The sequence below is a fragment of the Companilactobacillus bobalius genome (assembly GCF_009764355.1).
This window is the reverse complement of the sequence record NZ_LNUA01000011.1, coordinates 43,803-60,620: the sequence shown is the minus strand read 5'-3', so window position 1 is coordinate 60,620 and position 16,818 is coordinate 43,803. Positions and strand designations below refer to the sequence as shown.

18 protein-coding genes are annotated in these 16,818 nt (G+C 35.3%); 9 read left to right on the top strand and 9 right to left on the bottom strand.

The window, feature by feature from the left end:
- Positions 1-21: 21 nt before the first annotated feature.
- Positions 22-462, bottom strand: coding sequence for a universal stress protein (locus tag ATN92_RS02135; RefSeq protein ID WP_056953489.1), 441 nt, complete (start codon positions 460-462; stop codon positions 22-24).
- Positions 463-868: 406 nt separating this feature from the next.
- Here ATN92_RS02135 and ATN92_RS02130 point away from each other — a divergent pair, with 406 nt between their 5' ends.
- Together ATN92_RS02130 and ATN92_RS02125 are read left to right on the top strand one after the other, a co-directional pair.
- A complete protein-coding gene (locus tag ATN92_RS02130; protein ID WP_156638765.1) occupies positions 869-1,030 on the top strand; it encodes a hypothetical protein in 162 nt (53 codons plus the stop codon).
- Positions 1,031-1,068: 38 nt separating this feature from the next.
- A complete protein-coding gene (locus ATN92_RS02125) occupies positions 1,069-1,740 on the top strand; it encodes a metal-dependent transcriptional regulator (protein WP_056953488.1) in 672 nt (223 codons plus the stop codon).
- A gap of 42 nt (positions 1,741-1,782) precedes the next feature.
- Here the strand turns inward: ATN92_RS02125 and ATN92_RS02120 are convergent, their stop codons facing one another.
- Entirely contained in the window at positions 1,783-2,034 is a 252-nt protein-coding gene (locus ATN92_RS02120) for a Mor transcription activator family protein (RefSeq protein ID WP_143444247.1), read from the bottom strand.
- A 103-nt stretch (positions 2,035-2,137) separates the two neighbouring features.
- Here ATN92_RS02120 and ATN92_RS02115 point away from each other — a divergent pair, with 103 nt between their 5' ends.
- On the top strand, positions 2,138-3,130 hold the full coding sequence (locus ATN92_RS02115; protein WP_082604555.1) for a helix-turn-helix transcriptional regulator: 993 nt from the start codon (positions 2,138-2,140) through the stop codon (positions 3,128-3,130).
- 9 nt (positions 3,131-3,139) lie between these two features.
- Here the strand turns inward: ATN92_RS02115 and ATN92_RS02110 are convergent, their stop codons facing one another.
- Positions 3,140-3,568 carry a MarR family winged helix-turn-helix transcriptional regulator gene (locus ATN92_RS02110; protein WP_056953484.1) on the bottom strand — a complete coding sequence of 143 codons (429 nt, stop codon included), beginning with the start codon at positions 3,566-3,568 and terminating at the stop codon, positions 3,140-3,142.
- Positions 3,569-3,679: 111 nt separating this feature from the next.
- On the opposite strand from ATN92_RS02110, the gene alsS reads away from it, so the two are divergent.
- From alsS to ATN92_RS02090, 4 genes are all read left to right on the top strand, one after another.
- A complete protein-coding gene (gene alsS, locus ATN92_RS02105; protein ID WP_056953482.1) occupies positions 3,680-5,356 on the top strand; it encodes an acetolactate synthase AlsS in 1,677 nt (558 codons plus the stop codon).
- 18 nt (positions 5,357-5,374) lie between these two features.
- Positions 5,375-6,082: an acetolactate decarboxylase gene (gene budA, locus ATN92_RS02100; protein ID WP_056953480.1), complete on the top strand. Its 708-nt coding sequence runs from the start codon at positions 5,375-5,377 to the stop codon at positions 6,080-6,082.
- Positions 6,083-6,256: 174 nt separating this feature from the next.
- Complete coding sequence (locus tag ATN92_RS02095; protein ID WP_056953478.1) at positions 6,257-6,442, top strand: type II toxin-antitoxin system HicA family toxin; 186 nt, start codon at positions 6,257-6,259, stop codon at positions 6,440-6,442.
- 2 nt (positions 6,443-6,444) lie between these two features.
- Positions 6,445-6,837, top strand: coding sequence for a type II toxin-antitoxin system HicB family antitoxin (locus ATN92_RS02090; protein WP_056953476.1), 393 nt, complete (start codon positions 6,445-6,447; stop codon positions 6,835-6,837).
- A gap of 46 nt (positions 6,838-6,883) precedes the next feature.
- On the opposite strand, the gene ATN92_RS02085 is transcribed toward ATN92_RS02090, so the two are convergent.
- The 6 genes from ATN92_RS02085 to ATN92_RS02060 form a co-directional block, all read right to left on the bottom strand.
- The gene (locus tag ATN92_RS02085) at positions 6,884-7,759 is read right to left on the bottom strand and encodes a DMT family transporter (protein WP_056953474.1); all 876 of its coding nucleotides are present in this window, start codon (positions 7,757-7,759) and stop codon (positions 6,884-6,886) included.
- Positions 7,760-7,937: 178 nt separating this feature from the next.
- A complete protein-coding gene (locus ATN92_RS02080) occupies positions 7,938-9,020 on the bottom strand; it encodes an RES family NAD+ phosphorylase (protein ID WP_056953471.1) in 1,083 nt (360 codons plus the stop codon).
- Positions 9,020-9,931, bottom strand: coding sequence for a sce7725 family protein (locus ATN92_RS02075; protein WP_056953469.1), 912 nt, complete (start codon positions 9,929-9,931; stop codon positions 9,020-9,022). Before ATN92_RS02075 ends, ATN92_RS02080 begins: the two co-directional genes overlap by 1 nt.
- Before the next feature lie 15 nt (positions 9,932-9,946).
- A complete protein-coding gene (locus tag ATN92_RS02070) occupies positions 9,947-10,798 on the bottom strand; it encodes a sce7726 family protein (RefSeq protein ID WP_056953467.1) in 852 nt (283 codons plus the stop codon).
- 129 nt (positions 10,799-10,927) lie between these two features.
- On the bottom strand, positions 10,928-11,743 hold the full coding sequence (locus tag ATN92_RS02065; protein ID WP_056953465.1) for a DMT family transporter: 816 nt from the start codon (positions 11,741-11,743) through the stop codon (positions 10,928-10,930).
- Positions 11,744-11,972: 229 nt separating this feature from the next.
- On the bottom strand, positions 11,973-12,923 hold the full coding sequence (locus tag ATN92_RS02060; protein WP_056953463.1) for a DMT family transporter: 951 nt from the start codon (positions 12,921-12,923) through the stop codon (positions 11,973-11,975).
- Between the two features lie 250 nt (positions 12,924-13,173).
- Between ATN92_RS02060 and ATN92_RS02055 the strand changes: the two genes are divergently transcribed.
- Both ATN92_RS02055 and ATN92_RS02050 read left to right on the top strand, forming a co-directional pair.
- Positions 13,174-14,130, top strand: a complete 957-nt coding sequence (locus ATN92_RS02055) for a LacI family DNA-binding transcriptional regulator (protein ID WP_056953461.1) — start codon at positions 13,174-13,176, stop codon at positions 14,128-14,130.
- A gap of 397 nt (positions 14,131-14,527) precedes the next feature.
- Complete coding sequence (locus tag ATN92_RS02050) at positions 14,528-16,795, top strand: ATP-binding cassette domain-containing protein (protein ID WP_056953460.1); 2,268 nt, start codon at positions 14,528-14,530, stop codon at positions 16,793-16,795.
- The last annotated feature ends 23 nt before the right edge of the window (positions 16,796-16,818 follow it).

The following is a 16,818-nucleotide window of genomic DNA, read 5'->3' as shown; positions in this document are numbered from 1 at the left end:
CCCTTATATTTAAATTTGGTTTTAGCGAATAATCATAATTGAAATAGGTGAATATTTCGCCATATATGCAGCTTGAGAACCGAAGTACTTTCTAATCCCCTTCTTAGATAACGAACCGATTACTAATAGGTCAGCTTTGGCAGTAGGAATGATATCTTTCACGATTGTCTCGCCAGGATCTCCTTCACCAATTACAAGTTCGACCTTTTGGACTCCAGCATCCAAGGCAATTTTACGATACTCTTGCATATGCTCTTCAAGATCTTTACGTTCACCGTGAACATAATCTCTAGTTAAGGCTTGATATACATTCATATCTCCGCTTTCCAATATGGAAGTAATGATCAAAGTTGAATTATCTTTGATGCAACGATGCATAGCGTATCTAAATGCTAATTGAGCATCAGCTGAATCATCAACACCAACCAAGACACGTTCAAATGTGTTATTTTGCTTTGACATTGGTTTCTTTCCTCCAATTAATTTTTATCAGACAAGTAAGTCCTACCCGTCTTTCCAAAGACCATTCTACCGCTTTTTAAATCTATGTAAACTATTTTTTAAGTCCGCCTAATAAAAAAGTACAATCAGCGATTTTTCTATAAAATTTCAAGAAAACGATTACTTGCCCATTATAAAGACTTTCAAGGCTACCTAATGTGATATAAAAAATTATTCTTAAACTCAACTTAACTATTTCAAATAAAATAATTATGTTATATTAAAGGCGTTAACGACAGAGTTATAGCGATTCATGAATATAACTATTTGACAATATGTCCATACAATAGCTTTTATATTTATGTTTAACTATTTTTATTAGTCTAAACTAATAAATCACTCTTATTCTTATTAATGGAGGAATATCATGCGTAAAGAAACACATCGAGAGGTAATCAACGAAGTCAATGACGAGGAATTCTTAACCAATAACTGGTTAACCTCCGAGGTTTTAGTTGGTATGTATTCAAGAATTTTTACTAATTCCTTACTATTAGATGACATGATTTTTAAGAATCGCAGAAAATAGGTTGAAAGAACCTTATTAAGAAAAAGTGGTGAACGATTTTGAACGACCTAAATTTTTTAAGACTTATTTTCGAGCTTGGTGGCAGCTTCCAAAATGTTAACAATATAGATCTAGCCATCAAAGCTAACGTCAGTAAGGCTTCTATTTCCGACCGTACCCAACATCTTTCCAAGTTAGGCTTGGTTAAATATACGAAATACTACGGTAGCAAGTTAACTAAGAAAGGTTTAAATGATGTCATCCCTTTAATTCAGCAACATCGTTTAATCGAAACTTGGCTCTATGAGAAATTAGATATCCCGTTGAGTGACATTTACGATAAGGCCACGACCTTATCAGATCATCCCGATTTATTATTGATCGACCGTCTGAATATCTACTTGGAATATCCACAGACTTGTCCACACGGCAACATCATCCCAATTAATTCCGCAATTCCCATTTATTCCACTGATTCTTTGTTAGCCAGTCAGAACATTTCCGATACGACTTTCAAAATAGTCAACTTTACGGAAGATTCCTATTTATTCAAAATTCTAAGTAACATTGATATAAAGCTTTCCGATTCTATCAAGATTCTCAATATCAACGATTACGATCACTCAATGGTCATCTTGAACCTGCGTAACAATTTGAAGCAGATTCTCCCCAAGAACATCACTAAGATGATTCACATTGAAAAAGTTAAAGAGACACAAAAAAGCGTTTGAGTAGGCATGATTGTAAAATCACGCGTTGTCAAACGCTCTTTTTTATTTGCTGGCTTCCCTGATCCAACGTGGTGAATAGCCATACTTTCGCGATAACATCATAATTTGGTTCGATTGCACGTCCATTTTTTGAAGTTTTTTACGTAATTTATTAGCGTCATAGAGTCGCATTGGCAGTTGTAGTTGCATACCACAATAGTTATCACGAATTTTTAGCATCGCTTCAACTCCAATAACTTCAGCTATTCCTTTATATGATTCATTCAAAATATCATAGTCTACTTTTTCAGACATAATTGTCACCTAATTCTCCTTAATACAGTAATTTTATCTTCAAAATTACTTTATAATAATAGATAGACGAATCCTGTCCACTTATGCAAAAAGAGGAAAAGTTTTGAACACATCTGAGCGTCGCTTCGCTATTTATATAAAACTACTTGACAATCAAATTTTGAATAAGAACGACTTGGCCCGTGAATATAATGTGACTCCACGTGCCATCCAACGAGATATCAGTCAGATAAATTTAACTTTCGAAGACATCTGTCTGCCCTACAGAATCCAGTATGAGAGGAGCAATTCCGGTTATCGTATGCACAGTGATCAACACATTCTTAATGCTCAGGAAATCCTCGTTTTGATCAAAATTTTATTGGCTAGTCGTGCGCTTAATCGGCGTGAATTAACTAATACAGTCGATGGACTCTTAAACTTGGCAAATAGTCAAATCCGTAGTGAGGTCCAGCCTTTGATTCAAAATGAGATCTTCAACTACACGCCTTTGCATCATCAACAAAATTTATTAGATAAAATTTGGACTTTAAGCAAATACATTACACAGAAAAAAGCTATTGAAATCAGATACCGTCGTCAACATTCGGAAACAGTTATTCGCAATATTCTGCCACAAGCTCTGATTTTCTCTGAATACTATTTTTATTTAGTTTCCTACAATCCTGATTACAAGGACAACTTACTTTACCGAATTGACCGAATCGAAGACTATCACGTAACTGGCAAGATTGATTTAGACTATAAAGATCGTTTTGAAGAAGGTAAATTTCGTCAAAAGATTCAATTCATGTATCCCGGCAAATTGATTCATCTAAAATTTCAATTCTGGGGTATCGTTGAAGCTGCACTCGACCGCATTCCAACTGCTAAAGTTGTAGCACACTGTGACGCCAATGGAAATTTACTCTCAGATCATAATTCCAAACAATCACAGAATGGTGGCAGTGTCATTATTGAAGCCGATACTTTTGGCGAACGTGGCGTTATGATGTGGCTGTTGAGTCAGGGACAAAATGTAAAAGTTTTAGCACCAGAAAATTTAGTTACCAACATCAAAAAGGAAGCTCAATCCATACTGCAACGGTATGAATAAGCTTCTTTTTTACTTTTCAATCGGATCAACAATAGTTGAAACTACTGCTTCAATGGAAGAAACTAGTGGACTATCCTTTTGAATACCAGCTTTAACAAAGCGATCTTCCCACCATTGACTACGAATCTTTTGGACTTTTGTTACGATTTTCTTGCCCTCTTCAGTCAAATTGAGAACTTTAGTTTTACCAGCTCCATCTGATTTGGTTAAGTAATTCAATTGATTCATTTTATTGATCTCTCGAGTTGCTAACCCCTTATCAATTACTAAGGAACGGGCCACTTGGTTCTGACTGATGTTTTCATAATCACTTACAGCCAATAAAATACAAGCTGCGGTCGGATTCAAGTTGATTTGATTGAATTCATCCCTCGTATCCTTGTAATATTGACGGTGTAAGATAGAAATATCTTGTGCTAAGTATCCAATATTTTTCATTAACTTTCACTCCATGAAAAGACTCACGTGTTGACAAATCAACACAAATGCTTTATTTTTTTCCTATAAATAATTATAGAACAAATCTACACAAAAAAGAGGTTAGATACAATGACAAAAACTAATGGTGCTCAAGCTTTGATCCAATCGATGATCAATCAAGGCGCTCATTACGTCTTCGGACTCCCTGGTGCTAAGATTGATCGACTCTTTGAATCACTTGAACATAATGATGATCCAAGAACTCCTAAACTAATAATTACTCGTCACGAACAAAATGCAGCTTTCATTGCTGCAGGTATTGGTCGTCTAACTGGTAAGCCTGGTGTTGTGGCTACTACTTCAGGCCCTGGTGTCTCTAATCTAGCTACTGGTCTAATTACCGCTACTTCTGAGGGAGATCCAGTGATTGCTCTAGGTGGTCAAGTGCCTCGAAACGATATTGCCCGTTTAACTCACCAAAGTATTTCTAGCAAGGAACTCCTATCCGCCGCTACTAAGGACAGTGTTGAAGTTCAAGACGCCAACAATTTATCGGAATCATTTGCAAACGCTTACCAAAATGCTGTATCACCTAAAGCTGGGGCAACTTTCATGTCTATTCCTCAAGATGTCTTGAATGATGACGTAACTCGCCCTGTTATCAAACCACTACACAAAGTTGAACAAGGTGGCGTTGATTCAGAAACGCTTAACCAAATTATCGAAAAAATTGAAAAAGCTAAGTTACCCGTAATTTTGGCAGGTATGCGTTCTTCTACCAATGAAGTTACCGACGCTATTCACAAATTTCTGCACAAGTTCTCGATTCCAGTTGTGGAAACCTTCCAGGGTGCTGGTGTCATATCGCGTGATTTGGAAAAAAATTATTACGGTCGTGTCGGCTTGTTCCGTAACCAAATCGGTGACACTATCCTTAAGGAAAGTGATTTGATTATCGCAGTCGGTTACGATCCTATCGAATATGAGGCCCGTAATTGGAATATTGGTCGCACGGGAGAAATAATTAATCTCGATAGTATCAAGCCTGAAATTACTAATGATTATCAACCTGACTTGATTGTGAACGCTGATATTGCTAAGACTCTTAACGAAATCAGCTCTAACTTACCGGATGGTATCGACTTAGGTTCTGATATGCACAAACATCTGGCTGACCAACAAGAGAAATTTACCAAGAAAGACGCTATTCCAGCTAACCATTCCGATGAAAACGGCATCCACCCCCTTGCTATCATCCATGCTTTGCAAAATCAAGTTGATGACGACACAACTGTCACAGTTGATGTTGGTAGTCTCTACATCTGGATGGCTCGTCATTTTAGAAGTTACAAACCTCGTCACTTGTTATTCAGTAATGGTATGCAAACACTTGGTGTCGCACTTCCTTGGGCAATTGCTGCTGCGTTGGAACGTCCTGAAAAGCCAGTTGTTTCCGTTGCTGGTGATGGTGGCTTCCTCTTCTCTGGTCAAGAACTAGAAACAGCTGTCCGCTTACACCTCAATATCGTACAATTGATTTGGGACGACGGTTATTACGATATGGTTCGTTTCCAAGAAATCGCTAAATATGGTCACGATGCCGGAGTTAAATTAGGACCAGTTGACTTTGTTAAATACGCTGAAAGTTTTGGTGCTACTGGTATGCGTGTTGAGAGAGCCGAAGATCTCGAACCAATGCTAGCAAAAGCTTTTGATACTAAGGGACCAGTTATCTTGCACATCCCCGTTGATTATTCAGACAACATTCAATTAGCATCCAAGTTGGTTGACGACGTCTTGAATTAAGATAGAAAGAAGGATTTCATGTCAAACACAAATATTCTTTATCAACACGGAACATTAGCTTTATTAGTCCCAGGGTTACTCGATGGAACTATCACTATGAAGGAATTATTAAGACATGGCGATACAGGAATCGGTACTGGCGAAGGTCTTGACGGTGAGTTAGTCATTTTAGACGGCACGCCTTATCAAGTCGACAGCAACGGTAGTGTTAATATCGTAAAAGATGATTTCACTCTGCCCTTTGCTAACATTCATTTCGGCAGTTATCAGCCATTAACAAGTGTTGATGGTATCAGCCAAAAAGAACTTGAAGAGAAGATTCTATCCTTAACAAGTACCAATACTTTCTTCTCAATTGAGTTACACGGTCAATTTACAAATGTGAAAACTCGTGCGGTGAAGAAATCACACAAACCTTACGATACTCTAGCTAAGACAGCTGAAAGTCAAAGCATTTTTGAAAAAGATACCGTTACAGGTACTTTGTTGAGTTATTACTCACCTGAAATCTTTGATGGAGCTGCTGTTGGTGGTTTCCACCATCACTTCTTATCTGACAATCATGACTTCGGTGGTCACTTGTTATCACTTGGTACAGCAAGTGGAGATGTAAAACTCCAACAATTTGATACCTTGGAACAACATTTGCCCGTCAAAAATCAATCTTACATGGATTTTGATTTTTCCGGTGAAGATATTCTAGGCGATATACATAAATCAGAATAGAGAAAAACAAAAGGACGAATCCAGTTGGACTCGTCCTTTTTTATCCTACTTAAAAATGTCTAATTTGATCGTACTATCTCAAATCTTGCGTAATTTTATTTATATAGTAACAATAGTTATAACATTTTACACACGTATTAAATACGTATATTATAAAAGACGAAGGAATTTGAAATGAATCAAAAAAGATTGCTCAAATTTTTAAGTAAAAAGGGTTGGTACTTATATCGTCATGGTAATAATCATGATATTTGGACAAATGGCATTGAAAAAGAACAGATTCCTAGACATAGAGAAATCAATGAATTATTAGCAAAAAGTATAATAAAAAAACATCGTTTGGATGATGAGGGAGACTAAAAATGAAAACCGTATATCCAATTATAATTTCAAAAACAAGTGATCAAACAGTTCCCTACTTTGTCAGCATTCCTGATATTGAAGGCCTGACTCAAGGCAAAGACATTGATGACGCTATTCAAATGGCTCGTGATTACATCGGTTTGAATATTATTGATAGACAAGATAACAATTTAGACGTGCCGAATTCAAATTACACACTTCCTAGTGCAGAAAATAGCGACGTTGTTACCTTAGTTGATGTCGATATTGATGAATATCGTCGTAAAAATGACTTCAAGACTATCAAGAAGACTTTGACTATCCCCAACTATCTCAACAAGTTGGGAAAAGAGAACAATATTAACTTTTCGGAATTACTAACAACTGCTTTAAAGAAGAAATTACATGTTTAAGCGGTCAAAAAAATCCTATTTCACACGGAATAGGATTTTTTAATACTCATTTTGCAAATCTTATTGAAACCCAAACACTAGTCAAAATCAAAACCGTCCCTGCAGCAAAGCCCCAAGTTAGACCTTCTCCTAAAATTAACCAACCTAATAATGTACCAACGATTGGTTGTAACAAGTAAATCAACCCTGAAACGCTGGGACTGACCATTGTTAAACCCTTATTCCACATGACAAAAGCCATGGCTGTGGATAACGCTCCAACATAGAATAAACAGGCAATGATTTTAGGATTGAAGAAATTAACGTTTGATAATGATGCCAAATCTCCCATCACAAATGGTGTTAAACAAATCATAGCGACTATGGTTGAAACAATCGTTATTTGTAAAGCTGAATAGTCCGACAACAATTTAATCATGACGGACATAAATGACCAACTTAATGCAGCTAATATCAAGAATAAAACGCCAATTAAAATATGTTTTCCGGTCAAATGGATGCCGACTATCATTACTACCCCAAGTGTTGCCATTACCAAAGAAATGACTTTAACGCGATCTAATTTTTCCTTTAAAATTAACCAGGCAAAAATCACCATAAAAGTTGGTGTTGAAGAAGTTACCACGGCTCCTGTTTGGGCGCTGGAAAACCACGTTCCGGTTTCTTGGGCCACTAATGAAAGAGCGTACCCTGTCAAACCTGACAAGATGAACCATTTCAAACCTTTTCTTTTCAAATGCCACTTTTCTCGCTTAATCAATGAGAAACCGACTAAAAAGATTAATGCGACTAAATATCTTAGCCAAACCAATTGGAGTGGATGAATCTGCCCCACTACCATTTTCACTGCAACGAAAGTCCCACCCCAAATGCTGGCAGCGACTCCTAAAAGAATAGAACCTAATACTTTGTTAGAATTCATAATGCTTAGTCCTTTTAGCTATTGGTCTCTCCGGAACGAAATTTATAATTAAATAAATTCTTTTGAAATCTTATTTTTGTAAAAAATTATAGCATTTTCAGACTCTGTTGAAACTGAAAAAATAAAAAAAGCAAATCCATTTTGGATTTACCCCTCTAATTTATGCAATTGCGTATAATTAATTCCTTCTATTACGTAATTTTACAGTTTCATCTTCTAGCAAATGAACCTTTCTATCATCAAACAAAACTAAATCTTTCGTATCATTGTTAATCGTACTTTCATATATAATCCCATCAACATTATCCATATCTTTGATCAAATCACTCATGTACTCCGTTGGTACATAAGCGATTTCAGATCTATTTTTATTACTGATTTCCCTCATAACAATATCAATTTGTTTTAAAATATCGAAATTCATTAAATAAGTAATTTTATCCTCAAAAGAAAATATACTTAACACAGAAATTTGAGACAAATCTACTAATTTTAATTCCTCCAAGGTTTCAAACAAGACAACTGTGCAAATATCATTTAAAGAAGCCTTTATTTCACCCAGTGCCACCTTATAATCTTGACATAAATAAAGGTATCCTATTCCAGAAGCATTCAGTCTTCCTGGGGTCGACAATCCTGACGGTGCGGCTCCCATATTCTCATTAGAAATCGGCTTGCCACTGTCACTAATTCTTGCTCTATAAAATCGTTTACCTTTTCCAATATTTACAATTAAATTATTAAAAAATGCTTCTAATATCTTTTTGTTTGCCATATTAGAATGGAACCTATTAATATATTTAATTCTATTTTCAAAGGCCTTCCATCCTTTTCCACCAAAGATACCGTTATTCTTTTTCAACTTATCATCCAATAAATATTCCGGTATTACAAGACCTTCAAATAACTCATTGTTTTTGTCATAATATTCAGCTAGCAAAGCCTTTAATAATTTAGATATTTTATTTACTTCTAAATTGAAAATATTGGTATTAAAAAATAGTTGTTCACTCAACTTTCTAGCATCATCGGAATACCTTTGATAATCATTCTGTTTTCGATCATATACTGTGTAAAGATCTAATAAATCATTAAAATCTGCAATTATGTTTTTCGAATAGTCATTGTTTTTTAACGCTTTATCAATATCAAGAACGTAGACATCGTTTGATTGACAAAAATCACACTGGCCTTTTTCATTTATGGCTTTAATACGCTCTTTTATATCAACATCTTTAAAACAGTTTTCGCAACATTTCATTAATCTTTATCCAAATACCTTCCCATGATTTCAAAATGATGTTTTATAGATAATTTCTTTATATATCCCAAGCCTGAATACTTATCGATTTTATACAATTCTTCAAACTCCCTTAGAGCTTCAGAATCATTCTTTGTTTTATCAAAACTAGGATTAGAAACAAACTTAATCAATTTTTCCAGAGCTTCATGAGCTTTTAACGCTGGATTTTGTATATTATCATTAGAATCTGAAACAAAGTGATGAACACGTAATTCATCATTCTCATCAAAATACACTAAGTGAATTGCTACCGCCTTGGCTGCAAAACCAGCGCTACTGTAATCACTTCCAATTATTGAATAATCACTAAAACCATAATATCCATCTTCTTTATAGTACAAATGCTCTGTTGAGAATAATTCATCAGTCTTGGATAAATAATCTACATTCCTATCCTGCTTATTGAACTGATCATGCATTTCCACTAAAAGGTCTGTACTGTTTCTCAATTTTCTAACAGCCGATCTATTATTTGGTTCAATCACTAAATACGTATTATCATCAATCAACGATGAATCATTAAAGTCTGATTTTTCACCTACGATAGCCATTTTATTAACATTGGAATAATCAGAAAGAGATTCATTATCTGAACCCTCCAATACTAAAGCCGGAATGAAATTATCCTTTGACTTTATTTCACTTATATCAGCATCCTTGAATCCTTCGTAATCAGCGACTGACGAATTTTGGATAACGGCAATTTTTCTATTATTGTTATAAAAGGACTCCAATAATATCCTAAACGTAGATGAAGGACTTACCGGCTCTATGATTGGCAATATTTTCTTGCTTAAAACGTCGTCATTCAAGAGTTCCCTTAAAGCCAACAATTCATTTTGTTTACCCCTCAGTATAGGAAAATACATAATACACGCTTCCTCTCAATATTTAGTATTCAGGAATTCTTGCAACACATTATATTCCTTGATTTTATAGTCTGAAAAATACACCAGGGCTTTAAGTTCCTTAGGAATGTCTTTGAAGTAACTATAATTTTCTTGGTTAATTGAACTTCTCTTTTTTAACTCATCTAACATAAATTTCTGAGTTTTTTTTACTTCAATAGTCTTAAAGAGTTTAAAACACTCTTGATAATATTTTGACTGACCGACTTTTGGTAAATAACCAAAGTTCTTCTTTATAATATTCTCAAATTCACCTTTTCGAAGTATCCTAAATATTTCCCGGCTATTCAGCTTATCATTGTATTCACTTGGTGACTTCTCAACATGGAGTGTACCACGATTAGTCAAAAGTATTATTCCCGTTGGCGTATCACTAAGTAACTCCTTCAAATCATCCAGATGACTTAAATCAGTAACAACATTACAATAAGAAAATGCCATATAGTAAGCATTAAGTTGATCTTTCAATCGATTTAGATTATCAAGTCCGGTCTTTATTTCATACACCTGTCCAATACCATTTATTATCAATAAATCTAATATATTATTAGATATTGGTAATTCTCTTATAGCTGTTGAAGTTCTCACACTATGTCTACCAAGCAATATCTTATTTATTAATGTATTTTTATAAAAATATTCATTTCTATGAGACTTATACATATACTTGTACATATTCTTAATAGCATCTAAATTTGTTTTAATTTCACCATTATTTATACTTAATGAATTAATAGTTTCTTTATATAAATCACCATTTTTATTATTTACAGCTTTTCTTAAAGAATTAACTGTAAATATCTTGTTTAAAAGGACATCTGCTGTCATTTTTGCACTACCACCAATACTCAACATTAACAAAAGTATAGCATGAGTTTAATCATCATTGTTATTGCTGTATATTTAAAATTACGCATAAAAAAAGGCAAATCCATTTTGGATTTACCCTTCTAATTATTAATTACTCTCAAATTTAACTGAAATCCAGACACTGCCAACAATCAGTATTGTTCCAAGGAAGAATCCTAATGAAACTGATTCTTTCAAAAATAACCAACCTAACAGAGTTCCGACAATTGGCTGCAATAAGAAAAACAGTCCTGAAGAACTTGAATTAACTAAAGTTAATCCTCTATTCCACATAACAAAAGCCAATGCTGTCGAAATAACTCCTAAATATAATAAACTGAGAATTATTTTAGGTTCTAAGAAATCAATATTTACTAGACTTGCTGTATTCATAAAGACTACTGGAGTTAAAGAAATAACTGCGACGATTGTTGACATGATTGTAATTTGCAATGAACTGTAATGATTAACTTTTTGTATCAAGACTGACATTAATGCCCACGTTAAGGCTGCAATAATCAATGATAATACTCCTAGTAAAATATTATTACCTTCCAAATGAATTCCAACAATCATGACCACACCAATCGTTGCCATCACTAAAGATATGATTTTAACCCGCGTTATTTTTTCCTTAAAAATCAGCCAAGCAAAAATCACCATAAATGATGGTGTGGCTGAAGTAATTACTGCTCCGGTTTGAGCACTGGATAACCAGGTACCAGTTTCTTGGGCAACTATTGAGATAGTATTTCCAATCAAACCAATTATGACGATTAGCCCTATATCTCTTTTGTGAATACTCCATTTTTCTCTTTTTAAAATAGAAAATAATATTAAAAATATTATCGCTACTAAATACCTCAACCAAACTAACTGTAATGGATGAACAACACTAACTACATCCTTTACCACAACAAACATTCCACCCCAGATGCAGGCAATATTGATCCTAAAATCTTTTTTGAATTCATAATATTTCCTTCCGCTATTTAATTTCACTCGAAATTAACCAACGGAACTATCCGTTGATTAACGGATAGCTGGAACATCACATTCATTTAATGGTGAATAAATCATTTTTACACCTTCTTTTTTGCAATTCAAATATTATATCACTAAAAAAAGGTAAATCCATTTTGGATTTACCTTATTAATTATTATTCAATTTTAATTTTGCGTTCAATTTTGCAGGTCGTGTTCTCTCTAAACGAGTCTCGTTCGAGGATGAGCCATCGAACTTAACTGAGATCCAAACACTGGCTAAAATCATGGCTGAACCAATGATAAAGCCAACTGAAATCTGTTCACCGAGCAACAACCAACCTAAAAATGAACCTACAATTGGTTGAATCAAGTAGAACAAACCAGATGAACCGGCACTGACGATTTGGAGGCCACGATTCCACATTACATAAGCTACAGCTGTTGAAACCGCACCAATGTAAAGTAAACTAAGAATAATTGTTGGATCAGCAAAGTTAATACTTGTAAGTGATGACATATCACTCAAAATAAATGGTGTCAGAGCAACGACTGCTACTACGGTTGACATAATAGTAATTTGTAAAGAACTGTAAGTTTTAACTTTTTTAACTAAGACTGACATCAAGGCCCAAGCGATTGAATCAAGAACTAGGAGCAAAACTCCTAAAATAACATTAGTTCCTGACATCTTCAATCCAACAATCATTACTACTCCAAGAATAGCAATCACTACGGAAAGAACCTTAACTTTATCCAATTTTTCTTTGAGAATCAACCATCCAAAGATGATCATAAATGCAGGAATAGTTGAGGTGATAACCGAACCTGTTTGGGCATTTGATAAACCTGTACCCATTTCTTGAGCAACTAACGAAATGGTATTTCCAATGATTCCAATCCAAAAAATTAATTTTAAATCTGACCAATTGATGTGCCATTTCTCTTTTTTCATTATTGAAAATCCAATTAAGAATACTAATGCGATTAGATACTCCAACCAAACTAGTTGAATTGGATGTACCTCATTCACAATAATTTTTACAACTACAAACATTGCTCCCCAAATAATTGAAGCAATGGTTAAAAACATGGATCCGAGAACCCTTTTAGACTTCATTAGTAATATTTCCCTTCGCTTTGATTTCCTATGAATTCATTGCTACGCTACCCTCGCGAATAGCCGAAATATTACTGCTGTCAACTAACGATAAATACTCACCTTCCTTATGGTTAACACAATTCAGTATAACAACGCTAAATAATAAAACAACCAATCTAGCGTAGTAAACGTTTCCAGGGTAGAATTAACTTCAGAATGTCCGGAAAACGATTAGTATATATTTATAGGTACAGAAAGGTGACACTTAATGACTACTATTTATGACCTAGCAAAAAAGACCGGGATCTCCAAATCGACTATTTCTCGAGTCGTGAGCGGCAACGGTTACGTAAGTGAAACTAAACGCAAAATCATTCTTGATGCAATGCATGAAATGAATTACATCCCTAATCAAGTTGCCAAGAATTTACGTAAAAAACGAACAAATACGATTGGATTTCTTACTAAAGAGTATTTCCCTTTAGTTGGAGATTTTCTTAATTCATTTACCAAAATTGCTGCTGAACATGGTTATAGTGTCAATGTTTATTTCACCCAAACAGCAGATAACGAATTAAAAACTCTTAGGTTACTGACAACTCACGCTTTAGATGCTGTTTTCATTCTCACTAGAATCAATTCATGGGATACTATTAGCTCCTATGCAAAATTTGGTCCTATATCGACTTGGCATCGAGTCAATCGTCCTAATATTTATTCTAATTTTATCGATCACTATCCTATCTATTATCACGTAATGAACCACCTTTACGATAACGGTCATAAGAATATCGGACACGTCTTATCTAGCTTGAGAAATGCTAATACAAGGGCTCGGACAAGAGCTATTGATGATTTCAAAGCTTCTTACCCCGACAGTAATCAAGACTTTCAACTGTTCTACCATACTCAAACAGGGACTGGTGAAGATGCCGCTCAAAAATGGTTAGCTGCTAAAAATAAACCTTCTGCTGTTATTTTTTATGCCGATTTTGTGGCCGCAGAGTTTATTTCTACTTTGCGGAAAAATGGAAAAAAAGTCCCCGATGACTGCCTGGTAGTCGGAAGTGACAACAGTGAAATTGCCCATATGATGAACATGCCTACCATTGACCTCTGTTTTAGAAATCAAGCACATAATGCCTTTATTTACTTATATAACGAATTAAATTCTGATCGTTTGTCTTATGAAAATCAAAATCCCCATTGGGTCGATGCTAACTAATTCTTTTAAATTTGTGCTTGACCTGGGACCAATCCCACATCGTAGTATATAAATGTACTAAGGAAGAGGTCATGACAAGCCCTAGTTACTAATGATTCAGTGGAATAATCATTGTAGGCGGATGATTGTTGAAATATGACTTCCGATAGTTGCAGACAACCATAAGAATAAATACCCCTTTATTCTAAAAATTCAAAAAGTTACTAAGTAGATTAATACCATCTGCGACTACCAAATCCATTAATATATATATAAATAATCAGGCATTAATGTATACAGCCAATACATTGATGCCTGATTATTTTTGTTGAAGTTTTCTTAGTTAAAATCGTCTATTGAATATTTTATGGACTATTTTTATATAATAGAATTATTAAATTCACTGTTGGAGGTTTTTATGACTGATTTATTTGCAGATGGAACTATCTCTATCCATGGGGCTCAAGAAAACAATTTAAAGGATGTCAGTTTAGATATTCCTAAACATCGAACGACCGTTTTTGCTGGCCTTTCTGGATCTGGTAAATCCTCTTTAGTTTTTGATACATTAGCCGCTGTTTCCCGACGTGAATTGAATGAAACTTTTCCTAGTTTCACCCAACAATATTTGCCTAAATACGGTCAACCTGAAGTGAACCGAATCGACAACTTACCAGTGGCAATTGTGGTTGAACAGAAGCCTATTGGTCGTAATTCTCGATCTACTCTGGCAACCTACACCGGCATCTATTCCGTCTTACGTTTGATGTTTTCTCGAATTGGACAGCCTTGGGTTGGGTATTCTGAATGGTTTTCCTTTAACCTACCTCAGGGAATGTGTCCAAAATGCCAGGGATTAGGATTTGTTGACGACGTAGATGAACGTCAATTAATTGATCCTAATAAGTCACTCAACGAGGGTGCAATGACTTTTGCCGGCTTTCAACCTGGAACTTGGCGTTGGAAGGAATATGGTAACAGTGGCCTATTTGATTTAGATAAGAAGATCAAAGACTATACCGATGAAGAATACGATTTATTTATGCACGCTCCGCAACAAAAATTGAAAAATCCACCAGCAAATTGGGGCCGTACGGCGTTATATGAAGGACTGGTTCCACGTATGCTTCGCTCTGTTATTCATAGTGCCTCAGGTCGTCATCACGAAGCTGCTTTATCAAAGATTGTCACTCGAAAACCTTGCCCAGTATGCCATGGAACACGTCTGAACAAAAAGGCTCTAACTGGTAAAATTGCCGGCAAAAATATTGCAGAAGTCAGCGATATGGATTTAGTAAGTGTCCTAAAATTTTTGGATAATATCCCGGACCCCAAGGCTAAAACAATGGTGCGTGAACTACATAGTAAAATTCAAGCTTTGGTCGACATCGGTTTAGGTTATCTTTCCCTTGGCCGTGGAACTGATACTCTATCTGGTGGAGAAGCTCAACGAATTAAAATTGCCAAATATTTGACGAGTTCCCTATCCGATTTAGTTTACGTACTCGATGAACCAAGTGTAGGACTCCATCCTCACGATATTAAATTAATTACCCAATCCTTAAAAAAGCTCAAGGAACATGGCAATACCATTATCCTAGTTGATCACAACCCTGCCATTATTTCGACAGCAGATTATGTCGTGGAAATGGGACCACAAGCCGGCAAAAATGGTGGTCAAGTAACTTTCACTGGTACCTACGACGAACTATTACAGTCAGATACGATTACGGGTAAAATGTTGCGAGAAAAAATCACTTTCCCAAAGCCTCGTGAACCTCAATCTTGGCTAAATGTTAATCATGTAACTTCTCATAATTTAAAAGACGTATCTGCCAGAATCCCTCAAGGTGTAATGACCGTGATATCTGGACCAGCAGGTTCTGGAAAAAGTACTTTAGTCCAAGCTTTCAAACAACAAGTTTCTGATCAAGACTATATTGATTTGAGTCAGGATTCTGTAGGTTTGAATATTCGTTCTACACCTGCAACTTACTTGAACATTTTAAATCCTCTACGAAAGCTTTTCAGTAAAGCCAACAATGGCGTTTCAACACAACTATTTAGTTATAACGGTAAAGGTGCTTGTCCCCGTTGCAAAGGTAAAGGTGTGATGATCACCGAGATGGCATTCATGGATCCAATCGTTCAAGAATGCGAGTTGTGTCATGGGAAACGTTATAGTCAAGAAGCACTGCAATACACTTATCATGGCAAAGATATTTCTGAGGTTCTAAATCTTTCTATCAACGATACCTTAGAGTTTTTCAAAGATGTGCCAGATATCTACAAAAAGGTTAGTCTACTCCACCAAGTTGGACTTGGTTATTTGAATCTTAGCCAGTCGATGACCACTTTATCTGGTGGTGAAGTGCAACGTGTTAAATTAGCAATGGAATTGAATCATACCGGTCGAATCTATTTCTTAGATGAACCAACAACCGGATTGCATTTACAAGATACTCAACAATTGATTGATTTATTTGAAGGATTGGTTGATAAGGGAAATACATTAATTCTGATTGAACATAATCTAAAATTAATTTCACGAGCCGATTGGTTAGTTGATATGGGACCTGATGCTGGTAAATTCGGCGGTCAAGTTTGTTTTGAAGGCCATCCAAAAGATAGCTTAAACGACAAGAACTCTCGGACCGGTGCTGCATTAGCGGCAATAATTTCTTAGTAGATTCAAAAAGATCACCTCAT